The organism is Pseudomonas sp. LAMO17WK12:I5, from assembly GCF_900215165.1.
Classification (GTDB): domain Bacteria; phylum Pseudomonadota; class Gammaproteobacteria; order Pseudomonadales; family Pseudomonadaceae; genus Aquipseudomonas; species Aquipseudomonas putida_A.
In genome coordinates, this window is sequence record NZ_OBDS01000003.1 from 37812 (window position 1) to 63420 (window position 25609).

A 25609-nucleotide genomic window follows, 5' to 3' on the forward strand; every position below is an offset into this window, starting at 1 on the left:
GCGATCCAACTGCGGGAGCGGGCTTGCTCGCGAAAGCTATCTAGCAAACACTGCAAATCTCAGCGCTTGTCGAGCTTATCCGGCAACGGCGCAAACAGCGCTTCAATATCATCGCTCTGCAACTTCCAGTCCCCGGCCTTGCGCCCATCCAGCACGCCCGCTGCCAAGTCAGACTTTTCCTTCTGCAGGTGCTGAATCTTCTCTTCCACTGTGCCCCGGGCAATCATCTTGTAGACGAACACCGGTTTTTCCTGACCGATTCGATAGGCGCGGTCGGTTGCCTGGTTCTCGGTCGCCGGGTTCCACCACGGATCGTAATGGATCACCGTATCCGCTTCGGTCAGGTTCAAGCCGACGCCGCCGGCCTTCAGGCTGATCAGAAAAATCTGACGCTTGCCGCTCTGGAATTCCTTCACCGGCGTGCGCCGATCGCGGGTCTGGCCAGTCAACAAGGCGTAGGCAACGTTGCGTTTCTTCAGTTCGTCCTCGATCAGTGACAGCATCGAGGTGAACTGCGAGAACAATAGAATCCGCCGACCTTCTTCGAACAACTCTTCGAGCATTTCCATCAGGCTGTCGAGCTTGCCCGAGCTGCTGCCACGGGCGGGCAGGGTGGCGTCGTTGACCAGGCGCAGATCGCAGCAGACCTGACGCAGCTTGAGCAGGGCTTCAAGAATGATGATCTGGCTACGCGCCACGCCTTTGCGAGTGATCTCGTCGCGGACTTTCTTGTCCATCGCCAGGCGCATGGTTTCGTACACGTCGCGCTGCGCCTCATTGAGATCGACCCAGTGGATGATCTCGGTTTTGGGCGGCAGTTCGGTGGCCACCTGTTCCTTGGTGCGGCGCAGCAGAAACGGTTTTATCCGCCCATTGAGGTGCTGCAGCCTGACTTCGCTGGCGCGCTTTTCGATCGGCACGCGGTAGTCGGCATTGAAGCTTTTGACATCGCCCAACCAGCCCGGCAGCAAAAAGTGGAACAACGACCACAACTCGCCGAGGTGGTTTTCCAGCGGTGTGCCACTCAGGCACAGGCGCTGGCGCGCGTTGAGTTCGCGAGCGGCCTGCGCGGCCTTGCTGTTAGGGTTCTTGATGTACTGCGCTTCGTCGAGCACCAGAACGTGCAGCGGCTGTTGTGCCAGCCGTTCGACGTCCTTGGGCAGCAGTGCATAGGTGGTCAGGATCAGGTCGAAGTCGGCCAGATGCTCGAAATGCTTTTTGCGGCCGGCACCGTACAGCGCGACCACTTTCAGTTGCGGCGTGAAGTGCGCGGCTTCGTCGAGCCAGTTCGGGATCAGGCTGGTGGGCATCACCACCATGCACGGTCGATCCAGACGCCCGGCGTTTTTCTCACTGAGAATATGCGCCAGGGTCTGTAAGGTTTTACCCAGACCCATGTCGTCCGCCAGAATCCCGCCGACCTCAAGCTGACGCAGGGACTGCATCCAGCTCAAGCCTTCGAGCTGATAGGGACGCAACGTCGCGTTCAAGCCTTCCGGCGCTTTCGCGCTGTAGTCGCGGATGTCGCGCAGGCGTTGGGCGAAACTTCGAATCTGTTCGCCGCCCTCCCACAGCAGGGGAATGCCTTCCAGCGAGTTGAGGCGTGTGGCATCGGCCTTACTCAGGCGCAGGGTGGTTTCGCCCGGCTCCTGCAGGTAGAACTCGCCCAGCGTTGCCAGTACCGGTTTTAGTCGGCCAAGGGGCAGCGCCACTTGCAGCGGCCCGTGCTCACTGTTGCGTTGCGGCACATTGACCAGTATCAGCTCGTCATCGCGGCGCCGCGCCAGGCGTTCCGGGTTGAGGATTTCCGTGTGCGAGCGCATCAGGTTGAGCAGGATCGGCAGCAGGCTCAGGCGTTCACCATTGACGATGATCCCCAATTCCAGATCGAACCAGTCGCGCTCCGGCGCCTGTTCGACGGTGGCGTACCAGTCGTCGACGGCGGTCAGGTCGAAACCGAATTCCTCGTCGATCTGCAATTCCCAACCTTGGGTGCGCAGCTTCGGCAGTTCGTTGAGGGTAAACGTCAGCCAGGCGCTGTCGTTGACCATCTCGTACAGCTCGCCGGCGCTTTCCGGCAGCGCTTTGCTCTGGCGCGTGGCGATACGGAAGCCGAGGATTCTTAACTGTTCGCGGTAGGACTGTTCCACTTCCGGATGGCGTTTTATCCGCAGGGTCTGGGTTTCCTGGCGAATCAAAATATCGCTGTTTTTCTGCCCGCTGACGTACTCATCCAGATAGCTGAACGACAGCGCCGCCCGATGCTGGATGTAGCGCTGCATCTTGCCGTTGCGCGGCTCGAACGCGCTGAACTCGACGCTGGCCAGCCACAGGCGCGGCAGCGGTTGCACGTTGTCCACCAGCACTTGCGGCGGCGCCTTGGGGCTGCGGTTTTCCAGAACAGCCTGGAGTTTTTCCAGCAGTTCGGCGTCTTTGGCGGCGGCAGGGTATTCGAGGGTTTCCTGCACTTGCAGGAGTACTGCGGCGCAGTGTTTGCAGTTATTGCGCACCGGGCAGGTGCAGGTGGCGTCAACCAGCAACAGGGTGTCTTTGGCTGACTCGCGCAAGTGAATGGTCTGACGGTAGACGTTACCGCCAGAGCCTTCGCAACTGGCGGTGATGGTCGCATCGCCCACCTGCGCGATGCGTACCCGGTTCTCCAGGGCGTAGCGGCGGCCACGCTCCAGGCTCTGTTCCTTGAATCGGCTGACCCAGGAGGGTGCCAACGGTTTACTCAGGGGCGGGGACATAAGGACTTCGATCAGTCCGGAATCGCTTCAGGGGCTTGCCGAGGGGCGGGCGCCGTCAGGGACGTGATCTTGATCAGCAGCGCCAGGTGGCCGTTGTCGAGATAGTTGAGCTGGCCGTTTTTGGTGTGGCTGTCCTGTTTCAGGTGTTCGCTGGCAGTGACCATGCCGTTGGCGTCGATCTGGTTGACCCAGAAGTCGGCGTTCACGTCGGTAAAGCGTCCGAGTTTCATTTCCAGCGTGCCCTCGATCGGGAACTGGCCGAACTGTTCCTTGCCGTCGCTGACGGCCACCTTGGTCGGCGCTTCGCCGAGGGTCTGCTGCCAGGCCTTGTGCATCAGCACACTGTAATCACCGCTGGCGGTGAGTTTGCTGGCAACGTCGCCGAGCGCAGGTGTGCGCAGGCTGTCATCACCCAGGCGTTGAGCGCCGGCGGCCCAGTCTTCCGGGGCGGCGCGGCTGACGATAGCCGGCACGGCGTTCTGGCGCACCAGAATCATTTCGACCTGATACAGGTCATCGGCGAAAACCGAAGGGGCTACCAAGGCAAGTAGCAAAGTCAGTGAGCGAAACAGGCGCATGCGGCGTCCTTCAAACAGTTTTCGGGAGGAGGCGCTCGAACAGCGCCTCTACAGTATTAAAGCGCTCTTCCGGGCGTTCCATCGGCACCTGGAACTTGAACATCGTGGCGCCTTCGAATTTGTAGCGTTTTGGCTGAGTCTGGATCAGTTTGATCAAGGTCATCGGGTCGACCGGCGTCTGCGCGGCGAACTCGATGCGTCCACCCTGCGGGCCACCGTCGACTTTCTTGATGCCCAGCTGTTCGGCCTGCAACTTCAGCGCAGTGATGCGCACCAGATTCTTGGTCGGCTCCGGCAGCAGGCCGAAACGATCGATCATCTCCACTTGCAGATCCTTCAGGCCTTCCTCGTCGGTGGCCGAAGCGATGCGCTTGTACAGAATCAGGCGGGCGTGAACGTCCGGCAGATAGTCTTCCGGAATCAGCGCAGGCACGCGCAGGTTGACCTCCGGGCCACCGCCGAGCGGTTGATCGAGATTCGGTTGCTCGCCCTTGCGGATCGACTTCACCGCGCGCTCGAGCATTTCCATGTACAGCGTGAAGCCCACGGCCTGAATCTGCCCACTCTGGCCGTCGCCCAGCAGTTCGCCGGCGCCACGGATTTCCAGGTCGTTGGTCGCCAGCACGAAACCGGCGCCCAGATCCTGGGTGTTGGCAATCGCTTCCAGACGCTTTTCCGCGTCCGAAGTGATTTGCTGGCGCGGCGGGGTTAGCAGGTATGCGTAAGCCTGGTGGTGACTGCGGCCGACGCGTCCGCGCAACTGGTGCAATTGCGCCAGACCGAACTTGTCGGCGCGCTCGATGATGATGGTGTTGGCGCTCGGCACGTCGATGCCGGTCTCGATGATGGTCGAGGCAATCAGCACGTTGAAGCGCTTGTGATAGAAGTCGCTCATCACCTGTTCGAGTTCGCGTTCACGCATCTGTCCGTGGCCGATGCCGATCCGCGCTTCCGGCACCAGTTCGGCGAGATCCGCCGCGCACTTCTCGATTGTTTTGACGTCGTTGTGCAGGTAGTAAACCTGACCACCGCGCAGCAGTTCACGCAGCAGGGCCTCTTTGACCGTGCTCTTGTTCTGCTCCATGACGAAGGTGCGCACCGACAGGCGGCGCGCCGGCGGCGTGGCGATGATCGACAGATCACGCATGCCCGACACCGCCATGTTCAGCGTGCGCGGAATCGGCGTGGCGGTCAGGGTGAGAATGTCGACTTCGCTGCGCAGGGCCTTGAGCTGTTCTTTCTGCCGCACACCGAAACGGTGTTCTTCGTCGATGATCACCAGACCCAGGTTTTTGATCTTCACATCGTCGGACAGCAGCTTGTGCGTGCCGATGACGATGTCGATCTTGCCTTCCGCCAGATCGGCGATCGCCGCGTTGACTTCCTTGGCCGATTTGAAGCGGCTCATCACTTCCACGGTCACCGGCCAGTCGGCGAAGCGGTCGCGGAAGCTGTTGTAATGTTGCTGGGCGAGCAGGGTGGTCGGCACCAGAATCGCCACCTGACGCCCGCCGTGCACGGCGATGAACGCGGCGCGCATCGCCACTTCGGTCTTGCCGAAACCGACGTCGCCGCAGACCAGACGATCCATCGGCTTTGGCGCGAGCATGTCTTCGCGCACCGCTTCGATGGTCGCTTGCTGGTCCGGGGTTTCTTCGAACGGGAAACCGGCGCTGAAGGTCGCGTAATCGGCTTTCGGGTCGGCAAACGCGTAGCCTTCGCGGGCGGCACGACGGGCATAGATGTCGAGCAATTCAGCAGCGACATCGCGCACCTGTTCGGCGGCCTTGCGCTTGGCTTTCTGCCAGGTCTCGGAGCCGAGGCGGTGCAGCGGCGCCAGTGAGTCATCGCTGCCGGTGTAACGCGCGATCAGGTGCAGGTTGGCCACTGGCACGTAGAGCTTGGCGTTCTCCGCATATTCCAGAGTGAGGAATTCTGCAGCCTGGTTGTCGATTTCCAGAATCGTCAGGCCCAGATAACGCCCTACACCGTGATCGATGTGCACCACCGGCGCGCCTTCGCGCAGTTCGGTAAGGTTTTTGATCACTGCATCGTTGTTGGCGTCGGCGCGTTTTTCCCGGCGACGACGCTGCATGACGCGCTGACCGAACAACGGGCTCTCCGCCACCAGCGCCAGCGCCGGCTCATCGAGCATCAAGCCCTCGTCGAGCGGCGCGATGGTGATCGCCAGGCGATCCTTGCTCGAAACGAAGTCCGGCCAGCTGTCGACGGTTTTCGGCCGCAGCTTCAGGCGTTCCAGCAGCTCCAGCAGGACTTCACGCCGGCCCGCGGATTCGGCGGTGAACAGCACGCGTCCGGGGAATTCGTCGAGGAATGTCGAGAGCGCCGCCAGTGGTTGTGTGGCCTTGGCTTCGATCGCCAGGTTTGGCAGTGCCTGCGCCGGGAAGCGCTCGCGACCGGCACCGGATTCGACGTCCTGCTGACTGGCGACGACCCGTGGCCAGCTCTTGAGGCGGGCGAAGCAGTCTTCCACCGGCAGGAACAATTCCGCAGGCGGCAATAGAGGGCGCGATGGATCGACGCGGCGCTCTTCGTAGCGATTGCGCACGTCGTTCCAGAAATTTTCTGCCGCTTGTTCGATACCCGGCAGCGAGAACACTTGAGTGTCCTGCGGCAGGTAATCGAACAGTGTCGAGGTTTCGTCGAAGAACAGCGGCAGGTAGTACTCGATACCGGCTGGGGTGATGCCGCTGCTCAAGTCCTGGAAGATCGGGCAGCGTCGGAAGTCGACATCGAAACGCTCGCGAAAGCGCGCCTTGAAGCGGGTGACCGCATCTTTCTGCAGCGGGAACTCTCGGGCCGGCAGCAGCTTGACCGAATCGACCTTGTCGATGGAGCGCTGGTTTTCCGGATCGAAGGTGCGCAGGGTTTCGATTTCGTCGTCGAACAGGTCGATGCGATAGGGCAGTTTGCTGCCCATCGGGAACAGGTCGATCAGCGCGCCGCGTACGGTGAACTCGCCGTGCTCGTAGACCGTATCGACGTAGCGATAGCCGCTGGCCTCAAGGCGCGAGCGCATCTGTTCGACATCGAGCTTCTGCCCGACATCCAGCACCAGACTGCTGCCGAGCAGGAACTTGGTCGGCGCCAGGCGGTGCAGGGCGGTGGTGATCGGCACCACCAGCACGCCGTGCGCCAGCTCCGGCAGTCTATAAAGGCTGGCAATGCGCTGGGAAATGATGTCCTGGTGCGGCGAGAACAGATCGTACGGCAGGGTTTCCCAGTCGGGGAAATGCAGCACGGGCAAATCCGGGGCGAAGAAACTCAGCTCCTGTTCCAGCCGTTCGGCACTCTGGCTGTCGGCGGTCAGTAGCAGGGTGAAGCGCTTGGCAGCGCTGGCAGCCTCGGCAATCGCCAGGCTGAGGGCAGCACCGGGCAGGTTGCCCCAATGCTGTTTACCTGCCGCGGCAGGGAGAAGCGGTAGACGCAGAACGGGCACGGAAGGTTGAGCTCCAGGCTTTGCGACAAAGTCGGTAATTGTAGCGGCGTCCGGTGCCGGCTGTCAGTTGCAGACTGCGTCTATCTTCGCGGTTTGCGCAAAATGTAGTGGTAACCATAAAAACGAGCACTTTTTTAGTGGTTATGTAGTGTCGAAATCGACTGGTGTTACGGAGGGTTACAGACATCGTCTAACAGTCGTCGAAAAATTGACTGCGCTGGAAGCCCCGGTTTTACTGGGCTGGCGCGGGGCGTAATTTTTTTGAACGGAATTTTGTTACCGATTGCGCGACAAGCGCGCATTGCTACAAGAGGTTCTCGGCGGCATAATGTAGCCCCTTTTTTCTGCCCCTACATGTGGAAGGTTCCCGTGACTCAGAAGCCCGACCAGTGTCTTGGTGAATGGATCGACCGTGAAGCACTCGCAGAAGCGATGATTCCGCTTATCGGTCAGCTCTACCGCAATAACAACGTGGTGAGCTCGATCTATGGCCGCAGCCTGATCAACCAGTCTGTCATCGCGATTCTCAAAGCTCACCGCTTTGCTCGCCACCGTTCCTCCGACGATAGCGAACTCTCCGTCCACGAAACATTCCCTCTGCTGAAAGCCATGAGCGAGCTCAAGCTCGGCGCGGCTTCGGTAGACCTGGGCAAGTTGGCGTTCAAATTCCGCAGCGAAGGCAATGGCCGCAGCGCCGAGCAGTTCGTGCGTGAAGAACTGGCTGACGTGGTTGGTCAGCAAAACGCTTCGGCCCGCAAAGGCACTGACGTTGTGCTGTACGGCTTCGGTCGTATCGGCCGTCTGCTGGCGCGCATCCTGATCGAGAAAACCGGTGGTGGCGACGGTCTGCGTCTGCGTGCCATCGTCGTGCGCAAAGGCGCCGAAAACGACCTGACCAAGCGCGCCAGCCTGCTGCGTCGCGATTCGGTACACGGTCCGTTCAACGGCACCATCGTCATCGACGAAGAAAACAACACCATCACCGCCAACGGTAACCTGATCCAGGTGATCTACGCGAAGAACCCGACCGAGGTGGATTACACCCAGTACGGCATCAAAGACGCGCTGCTGGTGGACAACACCGGTGTATGGCGCGACGCCGATGGCCTGGGTCAGCACCTGCAATGCCCGGGTGTCGCTCGCGTTGTTCTGACCGCGCCTGGCAAAGGCAAGCTGAAGAACATCGTTCACGGTATCAACCACAACGAAATCACCGCTGACGACAAGATCGTGTCCGCCGCTTCCTGCACCACCAACGCCATCGTGCCGGTGCTGAAGGCTGTGAACGACAAGTTCGGCATCATCAACGGTCACGTCGAAACCGTTCACTCGTACACCAACGACCAGAACCTGATCGACAACTTCCACAAGGGCGATCGCCGTGGCCGTTCCGCCGCGCTGAACATGGTCATCACCGAAACCGGTGCTGCCACCGCTGCTGCCAAGGCTCTGCCTGAGCTGGCCGGCAAGCTGACCGGTAACGCGATCCGCGTTCCGACGCCAAACGTGTCGATGGCCATTCTCAACCTGAACCTTGAGAAAGCCGCCAGCCGTGAAGAGATGAACGAGTACCTGCGCTACATGGCGCTGCACTCCGATCTGCACAAGCAAATCGACTTCGTCAACTCGCAGGAAGTGGTGTCCACTGACTTCGTGGGTTCGCGTCACGCCGGTGTGGTCGACGCTGAAGCGACCATCGTTCAGGACAACCGCGTTGTTCTGTACGTCTGGTACGACAACGAGTTCGGCTACAGCTGCCAGGTGGTTCGCGTGATGGAAGACATGGCCGGTGTAAACCCGCCAGCGTTCCCGCGCTAAGCCTTCGCTGCAAATGAAAACGCCCCGACTTAGGTCGGGGCGTTTTTTTATGCCTGCTGAATCTTTATTGCCTGTACCGGCCTCTTCGGGAGCAAGCCCCCTCCCACAGGTTTGGCGGTGTTCACACAATCATGTTGGCACCACCGGTCCTTGTGGGAGGGGGCTTGCTCCCGAAGGCGTTTTATCGGGCGCCACCTGCCACGGCCGCTTGCGCAGTCCGCAGTTCATGTTTGTTGCCACGGAACAGCACCAGCGTCGCAATCAACCCCAGTACCGCCGCACCGCTGAGCCAGATCCCCGGCGCAGCCTTGTTGTCCAGCACATGGATCAGATAAGTACAGGCTGCTGGCGTGAAGCCACCAAAGGTCGCCGTCGCCAGGCTATAGGCCAGCGAGAATCCGGTGGTGCGCACTTCCACCGGCATGATTTCGGTCAGAGCCACGACCATCGCGCCGTTGTACGAACCGTACAGGAACGACAGCCACAGTTCGACGATCAGCAGATGACTGAAACTCGGGTTCGCCACCAGCCACGACAGCGCTGGGTAGGCGGTCAGGATCGCCAGAATGGTCGCCGCCAGCAGTAGGGGTTTGCGCCCGATCTTGTCGGACACCGCGCCCATCACCGGCAGCCAGAAGAAGTTCGACAGACCGATGCACACGGTCACCAGCAGCGCGTCGAAATCCGACAGATGCAGTTCAGCCTTGCCGAAGGTCGGGGTGTAGGCGGTGATGAGGTAGAACGAAACCGTGGTCATCACCACCAGCGCCATGCCGGCGATGACGATGCCAAAGTTCTGACCGATTGAGCGGACGATTTCCCGCAGGGTAGGGCGATGTTTGCGCGCCTGGAATTCCGGGGTTTCCTCCAGCGAACGACGAATGACGAAGATCACCGGAACAATCATGCAGCCGATCAGGAACGGCACGCGCCAGCCCCAGTCACCCATCTGTTCCGGGCTCAGCCAGTGGTTGAGGCCAACACCGAGCAGGCCGGCAAACACCACCGCCGCCTGCTGGCTGGCGGACTGCCAACTGACGAAAAAGCCTTTGCGGCCCGGCGTAGCGATTTCCGCCAGATACACCGAAACACCGCCTAGCTCGACGCCGGCCGAGAAGCCTTGCAGCAAGCGACCGAACAGCACGATCAACGGCGCTGCGACACCCAGAGTGGCATAGCCCGGCACGCAGGCGATCAGGATCGTACCGGCGGCCATCAACGCAAGGGTAATGATCAGGCCCTGGCGACGACCGTGGCGGTCAATGTAGGCACCAAGGAAGATCGCGCCCAGCGGACGCATCAGGAAGCCGGCACCGAAGGTGGCCAGGGAAAGCATCAGGGAAGCGAAGGCGCTGTCGGCCGGGAAGAAGGTTTTGGCGATGGCCGTGGCGTAGAAGCCATAGACCATAAAGTCGAACATCTCGAGAAAATTGCCGCTGACAACGCGAAAAATCGCTTTGCCTTTGCCCGTGGTCGAGGACATTTTCAGTTACTCATTATTGGTTTCTTATGACGCGTTGCATCCGTTGGGGAGCGTGCGGGCCTTTGATCCATAATGGCTGGCGCGCTTTTATGGGGAGATGAAGAATTGTTCACTGGACGGTGGGTTTGGCTTGTGAGTGTGGCGGTTGTCCTCGCTGCCTGTGGCAACGGTGAGTCCATGGAAAGCTTTGGGGGGCCGACCATGGGCAGCACGTATTCGATCAAGTACGTGCGACACGCCGGTGTTGCCGAACCGGCGCAAGTTCGCCGGGAAGTGGAGGCTATCCTCGCGGAAGTGGATCGGCAGATGTCGACCTACCGCAATGACTCCGATATTGAACGCTTCAATGCCTTGCCAGCGAACAGCTGTCAGACCATGCCGGCTGCCGTGCTCGAATTGGTCCGTGTCGGCGAACAGCTGTCGGAGCAAAGCGAAGGTTCCTACGACCTGACTGTCGAACCGCTGATGAACCTGTGGGGGTTCGGCCCACAAGGGCGTGAAGAGAAAGTCCCCGACTCCGCCGCGCTGGCCGAAACCCTGCAGCGAGTCGGCTACCGCCATTTGCATATCGACGGCGACCGCTTGTGCAAGGACGCCGCTGTCGAAGTCGACTTCAACAGCATCGCCGCCGGTTACGCGGTCGACACCATCGCCGCCAGGCTCGAGTCGATGGGCATCCATGACTATCTCGCCGAAGCCACCGGTGAACTAAAGGCCAAGGGCAAGAAGCTTGATGGCTCATCCTGGCGTATTGCGCTGGAAGAGCCGCGAGACGATCAACAGGTGGCCGAACGGATCATTCAGGTCGACGGCTACGGGGTTTCCACCTCCGGTGATTACCGTAACTATTTCCTGCAAGGTGGCCGGCGTTATTCCCACACCTTCGATGCGCGGAGCGGGGCACCGGTCCTACACAACCTGGCGTCAGTCACGGTGATTCATCCTTCAGCGTTGATGGCCGATGGACTATCGACGCTGTTGCTGATTCTCGGGCCTGAAAGGGCTTGGGACTATGCCGAAAAACACGACATTGGTGCATTCTTCGTGATTCGTGCCGATACAGGTTTTGTTATCCGCACCAGTGCAGCTTTCGAGCGCCTCAGTCACCTAAAAGTTGACTGAAAACAGTACGAAAGCTGGCGTTGTAGTGCAGGCAAAAGTAGCCTACGACGCGACCAAGGGTTAATGTGCGCGGCGTTGACGCTTCTATAGACTGTATCCGGGTTCTTTACTGACCCCCAATTGTTCCTTCGCGCCGCGATTCGGCGTGATTTAGCCGTCGGTGCTGCTGGCACCGCGGCCTGTTCTGAGGAGTACGCATGGCTGTCTACAACTACGACGTGGTGGTGTTGGGTTCCGGCCCGGCGGGAGAAGGCGCGGCAATGAACGCCGCCAAAGCGGGGCGCAAGGTGGCAATGGTCGACAGCCGTCGCCAGGTCGGCGGCAACTGCACCCACCTGGGAACCATCCCGTCCAAGGCCCTGCGTCACTCGGTGCGGCAGATCATGCAGTTCAACACCAACCCGATGTTCCGGGCGATCGGCGAGCCACGCTGGTTCTCCTTCCCGGACGTGTTGAAAAGCGCCGAGAAAGTCATTTCCAAACAAGTCGCTTCGCGCACTGGCTACTACGCTCGTAACCGCGTCGACGTGTTCTTCGGCACCGGCAGCTTCGCCGACGAGCAAACCATCGAAGTGGTCTGCGCCAACGGCGTGGTCGAGAAGCTGGTGGCCAAGCACATCATCATCGCCACCGGTTCGCGCCCGTATCGCCCGGCGGACATCGATTTCAATCACCCGCGCATCTACGATAGCGACACCATCCTCAGCCTCGGCCACACCCCGCGCAAACTGATCGTTTACGGCGCCGGCGTGATCGGCTGTGAATACGCCTCGATCTTCAGCGGTCTGGGTGTATTGGTTGAACTGGTGGACAACCGCGGTCAGTTGCTGAGCTTCCTCGACTCGGAAATCTCCCAGGCGTTGAGCTATCACTTCAGCAACAACAACATCACCGTGCGCCACAACGAAGATTACGATCGCGTTGAGGGCGTCGATAACGGGGTTATCCTGCACCTGAAGTCCGGCAAGAAGATCAAGGCCGATGCCTTGCTCTGGTGCAACGGCCGTACCGGCAACACCGACCAGCTCGGTCTGGAAAACATCGGGGTCAAGGTCAACAGCCGTGGCCAGATCGAAGTCGACGAGGCCTACCGCACCTGCGTGCCGAACATCTATGGCGCTGGCGACGTGATCGGCTGGCCGAGCCTGGCCAGTGCCGCCCATGACCAGGGTCGTTCGGCTGCCGGCAGCATCGTCGATAACGGCAGCTGGCGCTTTGTGAATGACGTGCCGACCGGTATCTACACCATTCCGGAGATCAGTTCGATCGGCAAGAACGAGCAGGAGCTGACCCAGGCCAAGGTGCCGTACGAAGTCGGCAAGGCGTTCTTCAAGAGCATGGCGCGTGCGCAGATCGCCGGCGAGCCGCAAGGCATGCTGAAGATCCTGTTCCACCGTGAAACCCTGGAAGTGCTGGGCGTCCACTGCTTCGGTTATCAGGCGTCGGAGATCGTGCACATCGGTCAGGCGATCATGAGCCAGCCGGGCGAGTTGAACACCCTGAAGTATTTCGTCAACACCACGTTCAACTACCCGACCATGGCCGAAGCCTATCGGGTAGCAGCGTACGACGGCCTCAACCGGCTTTTTTGACGGGCTCCGGCCGGTGGCCTGAGCCGGCCGGGGAGACCGATTTCAGCAATTCTCAAGGGTGGCAGTGGCCAAACCGGGAAAGTCTGTAATCAGGCTGTCAACGCCGAAGTCGGCGAGTCTGCGCATCAGCGCAGGCTCGTTGACGGTCCACACCGAGACATGCAGCCCCTGACGCTGCGCCTTCTGCAGGCGTTCCGGCGTACACAGCGTCCAGTTCAGAGCCAGAATCTCACAGCCATAGCTGGCGGCGACCTTTAGCGGGTCGAGCCAGGCGTATTCGGCCACCAGTCCACGCGACACGTCCGGCACCAGGTCCAGCGCCGCTTTCAGCACTTCCCGTGAGCTCGAAGTGATGGTGACCTTGTCCAGCAAGCCATGACGCTGAGCCATTTCGCGAATCGCCAGTACGGTAGTCGCGGCGCGGGTGCGTGAAGCACTTTTGACTTCCAGTTGCCAGTGCTCGAAATCGCACTGCTCGAACAGTTCTTCCAGGGTCGGAATCGGGCACGGTTTGATCCAGCCCGGGCCGCCCTTACGCGCGTCGTAGGTCACCAGTTCGGCGGCGGTGTGTTCGACCACCTTGCCGCGCCGATCGGTGGTGCGCTTGAGGGTCGGGTCGTGGATCACCATCAGCTCGCCGTCCTTGGACAGGTGCAGATCCAGTTCGCAACGGCGTACGCCGTGCTTGAGACATTCCTGAAAACTGCTCAGGGTATTTTCCGGTGCTTCGCCCTTGGCGCCGCGGTGGCCGTAGATGAGGGTCACGGTGCTTCCTTAATTTAAATGCCTGATTCGTTCTGTTCACGGGCCAGGCGTCGTTCCTGGGCCTGTTTCTGCAAGATATAGCGGGCGAGCAACTGGCGCTGGGCGTCGGTCAAGTGTTCGAACTCGGTGCCGACGTCGTAGCCGTCGCCCTTGCGGTCGCAATGGGTGACGCGGGCGCGCAGCAGCAGGCCCAGTGCCTGCGGCATCAGCACCAGTTTCACCGAAAGGTGCGCGCCAGTGGCAATCGGGGTCGGGTGCTGAAAGTCGATCCCGCCTTCGGAGATGATCACCGGTTGTGGCTCGCCGATATGGCCGAGCACGGTCAGGGCGACCACCTGGCTGAGCAGGTCGACGCGTTTGTTCTGGGATTTGAGAAACGCGGCGATCGCCCGGTCGCGCTCGCTGATCTGGCGTAACAGGTGCTGCGACTCGAATTCGCTCAGGTGCAGTTCGCTGAGCAGGTTGAACAGCGGGGAAGCATCCTGCAACACTTCCTGGCCTGCGGCTTCGGGAGCGGACAGGGGCCGAATTTCCAGTGCGATCATGTCCTCGATACGGTAGTATTCGCGGCGATCTTCTTCATCTAATGTCGACATGGCGAACCCATGGTAGCGGCGGTGGTCTGAGTGTAAAGCTGGTTATCGACCCCCGCCACAAGGACGTTCCTTTTCCCTCCGAACAAGCCCCGACATGTTCAGACCTCTCTTCGTATTTATCGGCACGCGTTATACCCGTGCAAAGCGTCGCAATCATTTTGTGTCATTCATTTCCCTGACTTCGATGATCGGGCTCGCCCTCGGCGTGATCGTGATGATCGTGGTGCTTTCGGTGATGAACGGCTTCGATCATGAGATGCGCACCCGCGTGCTGGGCATGGTGCCCCACGCGACTCTTGAAACCGGCGAACCGATCAACGATTGGCAGAGCCTGGCCGCCAAGGTCAAACGCAACCCTGAGGTGACGGCGGTTGCGCCGTTCACCCAGATGCAGGGTTTGCTGACCAACAACGGTCAGGTATCCAAGGTGTTGCTCAACGCCATCGACCCCGCGCTCGAGCGCAATGTGTCGATCATCGACAACTTCATGAAGCAGGGCAAACTCGACGACCTGACGCCGGGCAGCTTCGGCATCGTCATCGGCGACAAGGCTGCGACCAAGCTCGGCGTGGGCCTCGGTGACAAAGTCACCTTCGTCGCGCCGGAGGTCAGCGTGACCCCGGCCGGGATGTTCCCGCGCATGAAGCGCTTTACCGTGGTCGGCATCTTCCATGTCGGCGCCGGTGAGCTGGACGGCTATCTGGGCGTCACCAACCTGCAGGATCTGGCGAAGATGCACCGCTGGAAACCTGATCAGGTGCAGGGCATCCGGTTGAAGTTCGATGATCTGTTCCAGGCGCCGCGCGTGGCCTGGACCATCGCCCAGCAGTTGGGCGAAGACCATTACTTCGCCCGCGACTGGACCCGCACCCACGGCAACCTGTATCAGGCGATCCGCATGGAAAAAGCCATGATCGGTCTGCTATTGCTGCTGATCGTCGCGGTGGCTGCGTTCAACATCATTTCCACGCTGGTGATGGTGGTAAATGACAAGAAGAGCGACATCGCCATTCTGCGTACCCTCGGCGCCACGCCGGGGACGATCATGCGCACGTTCATGGTGCAGGGCACCGTGATCGGCGTGGTCGGTACGGCGATTGGTGCCGTGGTCGGGATCTTCGCTGCGCTCAACGTCAGTGCGGCGATTTCCGCCCTCGAAGGGCTGATCGGCCACAAGTTCCTCAACGCCGATGTGTATTTCATCGATTACCTGCCGTCGCAGGTGCAGAGCCAGGACGTGGTCATGGTCTGCGCCGCTGCGTTGGTCCTGAGTTTCCTCGCCACCCTGTATCCCGCCTGGCGTGCTGCGCGCACCCAGCCGGCGGAGGCGCTACGTTATGAGTGAGTCGGGCATGAGTGATAAAGCAATCTTGAGCTGCCGCAACCTGGGCAAATCCTACGAGGAAGGCCCGGAGTCGGTGCAAGTGTTGGCCGGTCTGCAACTGGAGTTGCACCCGGGCGAGCGTGTGGCGATCGTCGGCAAGTCCGGTTCCGGCAAAAGTACCTTGCTCAACCTGCTGGGCGGTCTCGACACGCCGACTGAAGGCAGCGTCTGGCTCGACGGCGAAGAACTGTCGGCGCTGAGCGAGAAGAAGCGTGGCCTGCTGCGTAACCGTGCCTTGGGGTTCGTGTACCAGTTCCACCACTTGCTGCCGGAATTCACCGCGCTGGAAAACGTCTGCATGCCGCTGCTGATCGGCAAGACCGCGATCCCGGAAGCACGTCAGCGTGCTACCGCGTTGCTGGAGCGCGTGGGGCTGGGCCATCGTCTGGAGCACAAACCGGCCGAGCTGTCCGGTGGCGAGCGCCAGCGTGTGGCTATCGCCCGGGCGCTGGTGAACAATCCAGGCCTGGTGATGCTCGACGAGCCAACCGGCAACCTTGATTCGCACACCGCCGAAGGCATCCAGGACTTGATGCTGGAACTCAGCACTTCGATGCGCACGGCGTTCCTGGTGGTGACTCACGACATGAACCTGGCCCGCCAGATGGACCGCGTCCTGCAGTTGCAAGAAGGTTGCCTGACCGCCATCTGACCGACCGAAACCCGGTGCCTGTGTAAGGCATCGGGTCTTTTATTTTTATACGGTGCCCCAGCGAATGTTCAGACCGTTATCGATCTTTATCGGCACGCGCTATACCCGCGCCAAGCGCCGCAATCGCTTTGTTTCGTTCATCTCGATGACTTCGATGATCGGGCTCGCCCTCGGCGTGCTGGCGATGATCGTGGTGCTGTCGGTGATGAACGGCTTCCAGCGTGAAATGAGCTCGCGCATCCTCGGCATGGTGCCGCACGCGACCATCGTTGGCGTCAAGCCGATCGATGACTGGCAGCCGGTAGCCGCCACCGCGCTGAAAAATCCTGAAGTGACCGCCGCCGTGCCGTTCACCGAGATGGAAGGCATGCTGTCCTACAAGGGTTTGATGCAGCCGATTCAGATCAGCGGCGTCGATCCGGCCCAGGAAGGCAAGGTGTCGATCGTGGCCCAGCACATTGTGCAGGGACGTCTCGATGACCTGAAACCGGGCGAGTTCGGTGTAGTGATCGGTGAAATCACCGCGCGCCGCTTCCGCCTCAACGTCGGCGACAAGATCACTCTGATCGTGCCGGAAGTCAGCACCGCACCGGGTGGCATTACCCCGCGCATGCAGCGCCTGAACGTGGTCGGTGTGTTCAAGGTCGGCGCTGAACTGGACGGCTCGATGGGGCTGATCCACGTGGCCGATGCCGCGACCATGCAGCACTGGCAGCCGAATCAAGTGCAGAGCGTGCGCCTGGCGGTGAAGGATCTGTACGCCGCGCCGAAAGTCTCCTCGGACATCGCCGCAGGCCTCGGTGCCGAGTTCAAGGCTGACGACTGGACTCACACCCAGGGCAGCCTGTTCAGCGCGATGAAAATGGAAAAAACCATGATCGGCCTGCTGTTGCTGATGATCGTTGCGGTGGCGGCGTTCAACATCATCGCCACGCTGATCATGGTGGTTAACGACAAGGGCGCGGACATCGCGATCCTGCGCACCATCGGCGCCACGCCCCGGCAGATCATGGCGATCTTCATGGTGCAGGGCACGGTGATCGGCATTGTCGGCACACTGATTGGTGGCGTGCTCGGCGTGATCGCGGCACTGAATGTCAGCGAGATGGTCGGCTGGGTCGAGCGCGTTACCGGGCAGCATATCTTCAGTTCCGACGTGTACTTCGTCAGCAACCTGCCTTCGGAATTGCAGGGCGGGGATGTGCTGTTGATCTGCTCGGCGGGGTTTGTTCTGAGCTTCCTGGCGACGGTGTACCCGGCGTTGCGGGCGGCGAAGATCGAGCCGGCGCATGCGCTGAGATATTCGTAAGCGCCAATACCGTCTTCGCGAGCAGGCTCGCTCCCACAGGGAAATGCATTCCAATTGTGGGAGCGAGCCTGCTCGCGAAGGGGCCGGTCCTATCGACCTCATTCTCCTTTGGGCAACTCGATCACAAACCGCGTCCACCCCGCAGCCGATTCGCAATGAATCTGCCCACCATGGGCGCGGACGATCGATTGGGTAATCGCCAGCCCCAGCCCCGCATGTTCACTGCTGCCTTCCTGCCGCGCCGGATCTGCTCGATAAAACCGGTCAAACAGCCGTGGCAACAACTCTGCCGAAATGCCTTCGCCACTGTTCTCCACCGACACCTGCGCTATGTGCGGTTGATCGACGATGGACAGGCGCACGCTGCCTGACGCCGGGGTGAAGCGCAGCGCGTTATCCAGCAGATTCGACAAGGCCCGGCGCAGCATGCTGCGATCGCCTTCTATACGCGCATGACCTTCGCGGCTCAGCGTCACCCCGGCGTCCTCGGCCAGTGGCGCAAAAAACTCCAGCAGCACATCGCTCTCATCCGCCAGCTCCAGCACCTCACGCTTGGGCATCAGCAAACCGTGGTCAGCCTTGGCCAGATAAAGCATGTCGTTGACCAGTTGGGCCATCCATTGCAGTTCTTCGAGGTTGCTGTGCAGGGCTTCGCGGTAATCCTCGATCGGTCGCGGGCGGGTGAGGGTGACCTGGGTGTGGGTCAGCAGGTTCGACAGCGGAGTGCGCAGTTCATGGGCGATGTCGGCAGAGAACGCCGACAGCCGTTGAAACGAGTCGTCGAGGCGTCCGAGCATGGCGTTGAAGCTGTGGGCCATTTCCGCAAGCTCCGGCGGCATTTGCGCTTCCGGCAGTCGGGCGTTGAGCGAATGTGCAGAAATCCCACGGGCGACTGCGCTCATACGGCGCAACGGACGCAAACCGCTGCGCGCGGCCCACGCGCCGAGCAGCGCAGTGGCCAGCGCCGACAACCCGACAGTCAGCCAAATGAGATGCTGCATGCGCTGCAGGAAGTGCTGGTGATGAGTGATGTCCAGCAGCAGAGTGAGCTGTGGCGAGTCGGTTTTGTCAGGGTAGAGCGGGGCGTTGAGCACGCGGTAGTCGGCGCCGTCATGGCTGATGGTCGACAGGCCCGGCTGTTGCGGCAAGTCCTGCGGTAAATTGATCGAGCTGTCGTACCAGCGCTGGCCGTCACTGCCGGTAACACGCAGCGCCAGATCGGCCTGACGGCTCAGCTCATCCGCCAGCCGCGCCTCACGCTGAACGGGTTGCACATCCTGCAAGGCCCGGCGCAAACCGATCAGCTTGCCGTCCAGCAATTGCTGATCGAGCTCAATGAAGTGCGCCTCGCTGGCGCGGCTGAACAGCACCCCGGCGAACAGCGATACTACGGCGGTGCAGGCGGCAAACAGCAAGGCCAGACGAGAGCTCAAGGACAGGCGACGCATCAGGCCGGACGCTCTTCAAGCACGTAACCCATGCCGCGCACGGTGTGAATCAGTTTATTGGGGAAGTCATCGTCGATTTTCAGGCGCAGACGACGGATCGCCACTTCGATCACGTTGGTGTCGCTGTCGAAGTTCATGTCCCAGACTTGCGAGGCAATCAGCGATTTCGGCAACACTTCACCCTGGCGGCGCAGGAGCATTTCCAGCAGGGCGAATTCCTTGGCAGTCAGGTCGATGCGCTGACCGCTGCGTTCGACCCGGCGACGGATCAGGTCCAGACGCAGATCGGCCAGTTGCAGACTGGTTTCCTGGGGCAGGGCGCTGCCACGGCGCAGCAGGCTGCGCACCCGGGCCAGCAATTCGGAAAAGGCGAAGGGTTTGACCAGATAATCGTCGGCGCCGAGTTCGAGTCCGTGCACCCGATCTTCGACTGCATCTTTGGCGGTCAGAAACAGCACTGGCGTGTCGAGGCCGGCACTACGCACCGCCTGCAGAATCTGCCAGCCACTGCGCCCGGGCAGCATCACGTCGAGAATCAACAGCGCATAATCTCCGCTCAACGCCAGTTGCTGACCGCTGACGCCGTCGGCCACCAGTTCTGTGTTGAAACCGGCCTCGGTCAGGCCCTGGCGCAGGTAGTGGCCGGTTTTCGGTTGGTCTTCGACGATCAGCAGTTTCATGGGCGACTCGGGTTGTAGGAACAAAAGCGTTATACCGTGGGAGCAGGCGACACATGCCAACCTGACAAAGTTGTAATCTGCCTGTCAGGTAGCTGCCAGCGCAGGCGGGCTAGAGTTTCCCACAGGCTGAACCTTATCTTGTTGGAGTATGACTATGTTTTTGCGCAACCCTCTGGCCGTCGCCGCCTGTGTGCTGGCGCTGAGTTCACCTGTCTGGGCCGCACCCGCGCACAGCTATGATTTCGGCCAACCGGCACCAGCAGCCAAGGCTACTCGCAGCATTGAAGTTGTACTGAACGACATGTCGTTCGACCCCAAGGCGATTCAGGTCAAGGCCGGTGAGACGGTTCGCTTTGTGCTGGTGAATAAAGGCCAGTTGCTGCACGAATTCAACCTCGGTGACGCGGCGATGCATGCCCAGCACCAGCAGGAAATGTTGCAGATGCAGCAAAGCGGCATGCTCACGCCTACCGGCATGAAAGAAATGTCCCACGACATGGCGGGTATGGATCACGGCAGCATGGGCCACGGCATGAAGCACGACGACCCCAATAGCGTGCTGGTCGAGCCGGGCAAGACCGCCGAGCTGACCTGGACCTTCAGCAATGCCACCAGCCTGGAGTTCGCCTGCAATATTCCCGGTCACTACCAGGCGGGCATGGTCGGCAAACTGACTGTCAGTCAGTAAGCACTCAAAGGCGGGCGCAAAGGCTGATAGAATCCGCTGATTCTTCAGTCAGGTTTCCGCCATGCATCCCGCAGCCGAACATTCGCCGCTGGGCAAATCCAGCGAATACATCGCCACGTACACGCCGTCCCTGCTGTTCCCGATTCCGCGCACCGCGAAATGGGCCGAGCTGGGCCTGACCGCCGAAACCCTGCCGTATAAAGGCGTGGATTTCTGGAACTGCTTCGAACTGTCGTGGCTGTTGCCGTCGGGCAAGCCGGTGGTGGCGATCGGTGAATTCAGCATTCCGGCGGATTCGCCGAACATCATCGAATCGAAGTCGTTCAAGTTGTACCTGAACTCGCTGAACCAGACGCCGTTTGACGATATCGCCAGCCTCGAAGCGACACTGGTCAAGGACCTGTCGGCCGCTGCCGGCAAACCGGTCGGCGTACGGGTACGCAGCCTGAAGGACGTCGAAGCCGAAGGCGTCGTGGCGTTGCCGGGCGTGTGCATCGACGATCTGGACATCAGCGTCAGCAACTATGAGCATCCGCGTCCGGAACTGCTGCGTTGCGATGATTCGAAGATTGTCGAAGAGAGCGTGCATAGCCATCTGCTCAAATCCAACTGCCCGGTGACCAGTCAGCCGGACTGGGGCAGCGTGGTGGTGGAATATCGTGGTGCGGCGCTGGATCACGCGAGTCTGCTGGAATACATCGTCAGCTTCCGCCAGCACTCGGACTTCCACGAGCAGTGCGTGGAGCGGATTTTTCTCGACCTGCAACGTTTGCTGAAGCCGGAGAAACTGACGGTGTTTGCGCGCTATGTGCGTCGGGGTGGGCTGGATATCAACCCGTATCGCAGCACTGAAGCGGTACAACTGCCGAACCATCGTCTGGTCCGTCAATAAAGAATCAGGATGTGGCATATCCAATGTGGGAGCGTTTCAAATTGTGAAAATGAAAAAGCCCCGCCAGCGCTGGCAGGGCTTTTTGCATTTCAGGGGAGGAAAATCAGATCCCCATGCTACCCAGCGCATTGACGATATTGCGCAGGGTGCCGGCAATGGCCGGGTGTTCGACTTCGAAGCGTTCCACTGCCAGGTTCACACCGTCGGCGATGCTCGCGTCCTGAGTGGCAGTTTCCAGTTTGATTTCCGATTCAATCTGCGCCATCAGCTCACGCAGATCGTCACGTTCGGCTTCGGACAGCGGCGGATTCTGCTCCAGTTGCTCGCGCAGGGTGTTGAGCTGTTCTTGAAGTTCACGGGCGGGCATGGTGGTTTCCTTTTATCGAGAGGCACTGGCATTGACCACAGCCGCGCGCCAAAGGTCTATGGCTGACCTTTAGATTAATCCACTCTGCTGCAACCTGCATGATCCCGGTCAGGGCTTTTCGCCCTTGAGGCGGCGCAGGTTGATGTCGGCCAGGCAGGTGTCGAGCTCGCCCAGATGATCGATCACCGAATGCACGCCCAGCCCGAACAACTGCAGGGTTGCCTTACCGCGTCGTTGGTCGCGTTCGTTCTGGCTCAGCGCTTGCCACTCGCTCGGCGACAGGCCGCACAGTGAGCCGCAGGACGCCAGGCCGATGGTCCACAGCCCGGCGTTGAGGCCCGCTTGCAGCAACCGGGGCTCGCCGCTCACCAGCACGCAGCCATCCAGGCAGCTGACGTTCAAAACCATCAGCGCCTGCCAGCAGGCGTTCGGTGCGGGCCATGGATTGATTGTTGCTGAATATTGCGTCGGTTTGATCCACGCCGGCAGAGAGGCCGCCAAGGGTTGCGCGAGGGCAGGGGGCAGCTCGTCGATCCACGCGCAGGGAATCTGCTGGCGCTGCAGGCTGAGCAGGCTGTCGAGAGCGCCAGGAGTGGCGTCGGCGTGCTCGGGCAGCATGCTGGCGTGTTGATGGGCACGGGCACCGAAATCCACCAGACAGCCACTGAGTCCGAACAGCACGGCGGTCAGGCCGGGCGCGGCGACAGGCAAGACTTCAGCGTGGGTCATGGCAACGTCCCTGAAATAAGCATGAGGCTAGGCGACATCGGTGACAGTTGGATGACAGGTGTGTGAAGGCGCTCCCTGGAAACGTCCTGCATTACTCTTCACGGGCAGACTGCCCAAAACGGCTTTTGCGCTTATACTAGCGCTCTTAACGCCTGGGCCCGGGTGCCCGCGCCAGTAAAAATCCAAGGAGTTTTTCTATGCGCTGGAGCAATCCTCTCGCTCAGCTATGTGTATGTGCCAGCGTCCTGCTGGTTCCGTTCGCCGCCAACGCTGCAACGGAAGAAGACCCTTGGGAAAGCGTCAACCGCCCGATCTTCCAGTTCAACGACTTCGTCGACACTTACGCGCTCAAGCCGCTGGCGCAGGGTTATGAGTTCGTGACGCCGCAGTTCCTCGAAGACGGCATCCACAACATGTTCCGCAACGTCGGTGACGTCACCAACCTGGCGAACAACATTCTGCAGGCCAAGCCGGCAGCAGCCGGTGTCGATACCGCGCGTATCATCTTCAACACCACCTTCGGCCTGCTGGGCTTCTTCGATGTCGGTACCAAAATGGGCCTGAATCGCAGTGACGAAGACTTCGGCCAGACCCTCGGTTATTGGGGCGTCAGCAGCGGCCCGTACGTGATGCTGCCGTTGCTCGGCCCGAGCACCCTGCGTGATGCACCGTCCAAGTACGTCGACAGCTTCACCGGTCCGTACCGCTACATCAACGACGTGCCTGTCCGTAACTCGGTGTTCGGCCTGAACATCGTCGACACCCGCGCCAGCCTGCTGTCGAGCGAGAAGCTGATCAGCGGCGACAAATACACCTTCATCCGCAACGCCTACCTGCAGAACCGCGAGTTCAAAGTGAAGGATGGCCAGGTCGAAGACGATTTTTAATCTCGACCGATGACAAGGAGGCGGCCCATGAGGCCGCCTTTTTTGTGTGCGCTTATTTCATCTTCAAAATGGTCAGGCCGAGCTTCTGGCTGGCGCCATCCTGTGCCTTGACCCAGACCACTACGGTCTCCGCCTCCAGCCCGCTCAGCGCCGCATGATCGGAATCGATGCGCACGCTCAAACGGTCACCGACCGCGAACTGGCGCGGTGCTTCGACCTGCATGCCGCTGCTGGAGAGGTCGATGCACACGCCGGCGATCTCATCACCTTCATGAATCAACACCACATCGGCATCGACCCGCATGCGGATGAAATCGCGCTTTTCGCTGTAGTCCCGACCGGTTTGACTCATGGCTTCGACCTTCCATTGGGTTACGGTTTGAGCTGTTCTTATAACTCTCGGTGATTTGACAAGTAAAGTCGTCAAGCGACCATCGGCGCATGCTTGAAACGCCCCGCGGATGGGAGTACCGTCTGCGCCTTAGAAGGGCACCTCTGGTGCAATCGCGTTCCGGCTCAGTGCTCGAAAGCGGTGCAGCAGAGAGGCTAGAAAGCGAATCCAGTAGTCTGAGCCGGGCCGATGCCCCGCCTGCTACGCCAACCTAATTCTGGCGCCGTTTGCCCACATGCCAAAAACCAGTGCCACGCTGCTGATAATCGATGATGACGAAGTAGTGCGCGCGAGCCTCGCGGCCTATTTGGAAGACAGCGGTTTCAGCGTCCTGCAGGCCAGCAACGGCCAACAGGGTCTTCAGGTATTCGAGCAAGACAAGCCCGACTTGGTCATCTGCGATCTGCGCATGCCGCAGATGGGCGGTCTCGAACTCATCCGTCAGGTCACCGAGCGCTCACCGCAAACGCCGATGATCGTCGTTTCGGGTGCCGGCGTGATGAACGACGCGGTCGAGGCGCTGCGCCTGGGTGCGGCGGACTACCTGATCAAGCCTCTCGAAGACCTGGCCGTGCTCGAGCATTCGGTGCGTCGCGCGCTGGATCGTGCGCGCCTGCTGCTGGAGAACCAGCGCTACCGCGAGAAGCTGGAGAAGGCCAACCGCGAGCTCGAAGCCAGCCTGAACCTGCTCCAGGAAGACCAGAACGCCGGTCGTCAGGTGCAGATGAACATGCTGCCGGAAAGCCCGTGGCGCATCGACGAGTTCCAGTTTGCCCACCAGATCATCCCGTCGCTGTACCTGTCGGGTGATTTTGTCGACTACTTCCGTGTCGACGAGCGTCGGGTGGCGTTCTACCTGGCCGACGTATCGGGCCATGGCGCCTCGTCAGCGTTCGTCACGGTGCTGCTGAAGTTCATGACCACGCGCCTGCTGTTCGAGTCCAAGCGCAACGGCACGTTGCCGGAATTCAAGCCTTCGGAAGTCCTTGGTCATATCAACCGGGGGCTGATCAGTTGTAAGCTGGGCAAACACGTCACAATGGTCGGTGGAGTCATCGACGAGGAGACCGGTTTGTTGACCTATAGCATCGGCGGCCATCTGCCGTTGCCTGTGTTGTACACGCCTGACAGTGTTCGTTACCTCGAAGGCCGCGGTTTGCCGGTGGGCCTGTTCAATGAGGCCACCTACGAAGATCACGTGCTTGAGCTGCCTCCGACGTTCAGCCTGACGCTGATGTCCGACGGCATTCTGGATCTGTTGCCAGAACCGACGCTCAAGGAAAAAGAAGCCGCTTTGCCCCAACGGGTGAAGTCGGCGGGCGGCAGCCTGGATGGTCTGCGGCAAGTGTTTGGATTGGCCACGCTAGGGGAGATGCCGGATGATATCGCCCTGTTGGTGTTGAGCAGGAACCTTCAATGAGTACCGGTAGAATCCAGTTCGCCGAGCAGGACGGCACCTTCGTCCTGAAGTTCGTCGGTGAAGTTCGCCTGACCCTGTGTTCGGCGTTGGATGCGACTATTGAGAAAATCTTCACCGCGTTGAATTTCAACGCGATCGTGATCGATTTGACCGAAACCCGCAGCATCGACAGCACCACCCTCGGCTTGCTGGCCAAACTGTCGATCCTGTCGCGGCAAAAGGTCGGCCTGCTGCCGACCGTCGTCACCACCCACGAAGACATTACCCGTCTGCTGCAGTCGATGGGCTTCGAACAGGTGTTCAACATCGTCAACCACCCGGTGCCGTGCCCCGAGTGTCTCGATGACCTGCCGGATCAGGACCAGTCCGAAGAAGTGGTGCGGATCAAGGTGCTCGAAGCGCACAAGATCCTCATGGGCCTGAACGACTCCAATCGTGAAGCCTTTCATGATCTGGTTAACGCCCTCGAAAGACACTGATTCTTTGGGGTTGAGGTTGTCTGTTCCGGCCTCTTCGCGGGCAAGCCCGCTCCCACAGTGATTGAGTGACCCCGAGATCTTCATTCCACACCTGACCCTGTGGGAGCGGGCTTGCTCGC

At 60.5% G+C, this 25609-nt stretch carries 22 protein-coding genes; 11 read left to right on the forward strand and 11 right to left on the reverse strand.

Annotated features, from left to right (window positions below):
• Window positions 1-59: 59 nt before the first annotated feature.
• From CRO59_RS05570 to mfd, 3 genes are read right to left on the reverse strand one after another with little or no spacing between them, the layout of a single operon-like run.
• Window positions 60-2750 (reverse strand): DEAD/DEAH box helicase, encoded by a 2691-nt coding sequence (locus CRO59_RS05570; RefSeq protein WP_097088554.1) that lies wholly within the window; start codon window positions 2748-2750, stop codon window positions 60-62.
• A gap of 11 nt (window positions 2751-2761) precedes the next feature.
• On the reverse strand, window positions 2762-3328 hold the full coding sequence (locus CRO59_RS05575) for a CsiV family protein (RefSeq protein WP_097088556.1): 567 nt from the start codon (window positions 3326-3328) through the stop codon (window positions 2762-2764).
• 10 nt (window positions 3329-3338) lie between these two features.
• The gene (mfd, locus tag CRO59_RS05580; RefSeq protein ID WP_097088558.1) at window positions 3339-6788 is read right to left on the reverse strand and encodes a transcription-repair coupling factor; all 3450 of its coding nucleotides are present in this window, start codon (window positions 6786-6788) and stop codon (window positions 3339-3341) included.
• Between the two features lie 354 nt (window positions 6789-7142).
• Here mfd and CRO59_RS05585 point away from each other — a divergent pair, with 354 nt between their 5' ends.
• Window positions 7143-8606 (forward strand): glyceraldehyde-3-phosphate dehydrogenase, encoded by a 1464-nt coding sequence (locus CRO59_RS05585; protein ID WP_003226583.1) that lies wholly within the window; start codon window positions 7143-7145, stop codon window positions 8604-8606.
• 181 nt (window positions 8607-8787) lie between these two features.
• On the opposite strand, the gene CRO59_RS05590 is transcribed toward CRO59_RS05585, so the two are convergent.
• Window positions 8788-10089, reverse strand: a complete 1302-nt coding sequence (locus CRO59_RS05590; RefSeq protein WP_096797170.1) for an MFS transporter — start codon at window positions 10087-10089, stop codon at window positions 8788-8790.
• A 72-nt stretch (window positions 10090-10161) separates the two neighbouring features.
• Here CRO59_RS05590 and CRO59_RS05595 point away from each other — a divergent pair, with 72 nt between their 5' ends.
• Entirely contained in the window at window positions 10162-11211 is a 1050-nt protein-coding gene (locus CRO59_RS05595) for an FAD:protein FMN transferase (protein WP_177408956.1), read from the forward strand.
• A gap of 197 nt (window positions 11212-11408) precedes the next feature.
• Complete coding sequence (gene sthA, locus CRO59_RS05600) at window positions 11409-12803, forward strand: Si-specific NAD(P)(+) transhydrogenase (RefSeq protein WP_003226580.1); 1395 nt, start codon at window positions 11409-11411, stop codon at window positions 12801-12803.
• Window positions 12804-12845: 42 nt separating this feature from the next.
• On the opposite strand, the gene CRO59_RS05605 is transcribed toward sthA, so the two are convergent.
• Window positions 12846-13568, reverse strand: a complete 723-nt coding sequence (locus CRO59_RS05605) for a glycerophosphodiester phosphodiesterase family protein (RefSeq protein WP_008087738.1) — start codon at window positions 13566-13568, stop codon at window positions 12846-12848.
• Window positions 13569-13582: 14 nt separating this feature from the next.
• Window positions 13583-14164 (reverse strand): PilZ domain-containing protein, encoded by a 582-nt coding sequence (locus tag CRO59_RS05610; RefSeq protein ID WP_097088562.1) that lies wholly within the window; start codon window positions 14162-14164, stop codon window positions 13583-13585.
• 94 nt (window positions 14165-14258) lie between these two features.
• On the opposite strand from CRO59_RS05610, the gene CRO59_RS05615 reads away from it, so the two are divergent.
• The 3 genes from CRO59_RS05615 (at window position 14259) to CRO59_RS05625 (ending at window position 17509) form a co-directional block, all read left to right on the forward strand.
• Complete coding sequence (locus CRO59_RS05615) at window positions 14259-15509, forward strand: lipoprotein-releasing ABC transporter permease subunit (RefSeq protein WP_097088565.1); 1251 nt, start codon at window positions 14259-14261, stop codon at window positions 15507-15509.
• Between the two features lie 7 nt (window positions 15510-15516).
• Window positions 15517-16200 (forward strand): lipoprotein-releasing ABC transporter ATP-binding protein LolD, encoded by a 684-nt coding sequence (lolD, locus tag CRO59_RS05620; protein WP_164747873.1) that lies wholly within the window; start codon window positions 15517-15519, stop codon window positions 16198-16200.
• A gap of 64 nt (window positions 16201-16264) precedes the next feature.
• A complete protein-coding gene (locus tag CRO59_RS05625; RefSeq protein WP_097088567.1) occupies window positions 16265-17509 on the forward strand; it encodes a lipoprotein-releasing ABC transporter permease subunit in 1245 nt (414 codons plus the stop codon).
• Between the two features lie 98 nt (window positions 17510-17607).
• Here the strand turns inward: CRO59_RS05625 and CRO59_RS05630 are convergent, their stop codons facing one another.
• Complete coding sequence (locus CRO59_RS05630; protein ID WP_097088568.1) at window positions 17608-18957, reverse strand: heavy metal sensor histidine kinase; 1350 nt, start codon at window positions 18955-18957, stop codon at window positions 17608-17610.
• The gene (locus CRO59_RS05635; protein WP_027611462.1) at window positions 18957-19637 is read right to left on the reverse strand and encodes a heavy metal response regulator transcription factor; all 681 of its coding nucleotides are present in this window, start codon (window positions 19635-19637) and stop codon (window positions 18957-18959) included. The genes CRO59_RS05630 and CRO59_RS05635 overlap by 1 nt, the downstream gene beginning before the upstream one ends.
• Window positions 19638-19791: 154 nt before the next feature.
• Here CRO59_RS05635 and CRO59_RS05640 point away from each other — a divergent pair, with 154 nt between their 5' ends.
• Together CRO59_RS05640 and queF are read left to right on the forward strand one after the other, a co-directional pair.
• Entirely contained in the window at window positions 19792-20325 is a 534-nt protein-coding gene (locus tag CRO59_RS05640) for a plastocyanin/azurin family copper-binding protein (RefSeq protein ID WP_097088570.1), read from the forward strand.
• A 61-nt stretch (window positions 20326-20386) separates the two neighbouring features.
• The gene (gene queF, locus CRO59_RS05645) at window positions 20387-21217 is read left to right on the forward strand and encodes an NADPH-dependent 7-cyano-7-deazaguanine reductase QueF (RefSeq protein WP_097088572.1); all 831 of its coding nucleotides are present in this window, start codon (window positions 20387-20389) and stop codon (window positions 21215-21217) included.
• 103 nt (window positions 21218-21320) lie between these two features.
• On the opposite strand, the gene CRO59_RS05650 is transcribed toward queF, so the two are convergent.
• Together CRO59_RS05650 and CRO59_RS05655 are read right to left on the reverse strand one after the other, a co-directional pair.
• Window positions 21321-21584, reverse strand: a complete 264-nt coding sequence (locus CRO59_RS05650; protein WP_097088574.1) for a DUF4404 family protein — start codon at window positions 21582-21584, stop codon at window positions 21321-21323.
• Window positions 21585-21692: 108 nt separating this feature from the next.
• Window positions 21693-22313, reverse strand: coding sequence for a phosphatase (locus CRO59_RS05655; RefSeq protein ID WP_096797164.1), 621 nt, complete (start codon window positions 22311-22313; stop codon window positions 21693-21695).
• Window positions 22314-22510: 197 nt separating this feature from the next.
• Here CRO59_RS05655 and CRO59_RS05660 point away from each other — a divergent pair, with 197 nt between their 5' ends.
• Window positions 22511-23200: a VacJ family lipoprotein gene (locus tag CRO59_RS05660; RefSeq protein WP_027611467.1), complete on the forward strand. Its 690-nt coding sequence runs from the start codon at window positions 22511-22513 to the stop codon at window positions 23198-23200.
• Between the two features lie 52 nt (window positions 23201-23252).
• Here the strand turns inward: CRO59_RS05660 and CRO59_RS05665 are convergent, their stop codons facing one another.
• Window positions 23253-23552, reverse strand: a complete 300-nt coding sequence (locus CRO59_RS05665) for a PilZ domain-containing protein (protein ID WP_027611468.1) — start codon at window positions 23550-23552, stop codon at window positions 23253-23255.
• A 274-nt stretch (window positions 23553-23826) separates the two neighbouring features.
• On the opposite strand from CRO59_RS05665, the gene rssB reads away from it, so the two are divergent.
• Both rssB and rssC read left to right on the forward strand, forming a co-directional pair.
• Complete coding sequence (gene rssB, locus CRO59_RS05670) at window positions 23827-25011, forward strand: two-component system response regulator RssB (RefSeq protein WP_041074010.1); 1185 nt, start codon at window positions 23827-23829, stop codon at window positions 25009-25011.
• Complete coding sequence (gene rssC / locus CRO59_RS05675) at window positions 25008-25490, forward strand: anti-sigma factor antagonist RssC (protein WP_003226553.1); 483 nt, start codon at window positions 25008-25010, stop codon at window positions 25488-25490. The genes rssB and rssC overlap by 4 nt, the downstream gene beginning before the upstream one ends.
• Window positions 25491-25609 lie beyond the last annotated feature (119 nt).

What these genes read in the sequence shown, in the direction of transcription:
- CRO59_RS05570 (WP_097088554.1), bottom strand. Translation starts at nt 2,750, where the DNA reads ATGTCCCCGCCCCTGAGTAAACCGTTGGCACCCTCCTGGGTCAGCCGA.
- CRO59_RS05575 (WP_097088556.1), bottom strand. Translation starts at nt 3,328, where the DNA reads ATGCGCCTGTTTCGCTCACTGACTTTGCTACTTGCCTTGGTAGCCCCT.
- CRO59_RS05585 (WP_003226583.1), top strand. Translation starts at nt 7,143, where the DNA reads ATGTGGAAGGTTCCCGTGACTCAGAAGCCCGACCAGTGTCTTGGTGAA.
- CRO59_RS05590 (WP_096797170.1), bottom strand. Translation starts at nt 10,089, where the DNA reads ATGTCCTCGACCACGGGCAAAGGCAAAGCGATTTTTCGCGTTGTCAGC.
- CRO59_RS05595 (WP_177408956.1), top strand. Translation starts at nt 10,162, where the DNA reads ATGGCTGGCGCGCTTTTATGGGGAGATGAAGAATTGTTCACTGGACGG.
- sthA (WP_003226580.1), top strand. Translation starts at nt 11,409, where the DNA reads ATGGCTGTCTACAACTACGACGTGGTGGTGTTGGGTTCCGGCCCGGCG.
- CRO59_RS05610 (WP_097088562.1), bottom strand. Translation starts at nt 14,164, where the DNA reads ATGTCGACATTAGATGAAGAAGATCGCCGCGAATACTACCGTATCGAG.
- CRO59_RS05615 (WP_097088565.1), top strand. Translation starts at nt 14,259, where the DNA reads ATGTTCAGACCTCTCTTCGTATTTATCGGCACGCGTTATACCCGTGCA.
- lolD (WP_164747873.1), top strand. Translation starts at nt 15,517, where the DNA reads ATGAGTGATAAAGCAATCTTGAGCTGCCGCAACCTGGGCAAATCCTAC.
- CRO59_RS05625 (WP_097088567.1), top strand. Translation starts at nt 16,265, where the DNA reads ATGTTCAGACCGTTATCGATCTTTATCGGCACGCGCTATACCCGCGCC.
- CRO59_RS05630 (WP_097088568.1), bottom strand. Translation starts at nt 18,957, where the DNA reads ATGCGTCGCCTGTCCTTGAGCTCTCGTCTGGCCTTGCTGTTTGCCGCC.
- CRO59_RS05635 (WP_027611462.1), bottom strand. Translation starts at nt 19,637, where the DNA reads ATGAAACTGCTGATCGTCGAAGACCAACCGAAAACCGGCCACTACCTG.
- CRO59_RS05640 (WP_097088570.1), top strand. Translation starts at nt 19,792, where the DNA reads ATGTTTTTGCGCAACCCTCTGGCCGTCGCCGCCTGTGTGCTGGCGCTG.
- queF (WP_097088572.1), top strand. Translation starts at nt 20,387, where the DNA reads ATGCATCCCGCAGCCGAACATTCGCCGCTGGGCAAATCCAGCGAATAC.
- CRO59_RS05650 (WP_097088574.1), bottom strand. Translation starts at nt 21,584, where the DNA reads ATGCCCGCCCGTGAACTTCAAGAACAGCTCAACACCCTGCGCGAGCAA.
- CRO59_RS05655 (WP_096797164.1), bottom strand. Translation starts at nt 22,313, where the DNA reads ATGACCCACGCTGAAGTCTTGCCTGTCGCCGCGCCCGGCCTGACCGCC.
- CRO59_RS05660 (WP_027611467.1), top strand. Translation starts at nt 22,511, where the DNA reads ATGCGCTGGAGCAATCCTCTCGCTCAGCTATGTGTATGTGCCAGCGTC.
- CRO59_RS05665 (WP_027611468.1), bottom strand. Translation starts at nt 23,552, where the DNA reads ATGAGTCAAACCGGTCGGGACTACAGCGAAAAGCGCGATTTCATCCGC.
- rssB (WP_041074010.1), top strand. Translation starts at nt 23,827, where the DNA reads ATGCCAAAAACCAGTGCCACGCTGCTGATAATCGATGATGACGAAGTA.
- rssC (WP_003226553.1), top strand. Translation starts at nt 25,008, where the DNA reads ATGAGTACCGGTAGAATCCAGTTCGCCGAGCAGGACGGCACCTTCGTC.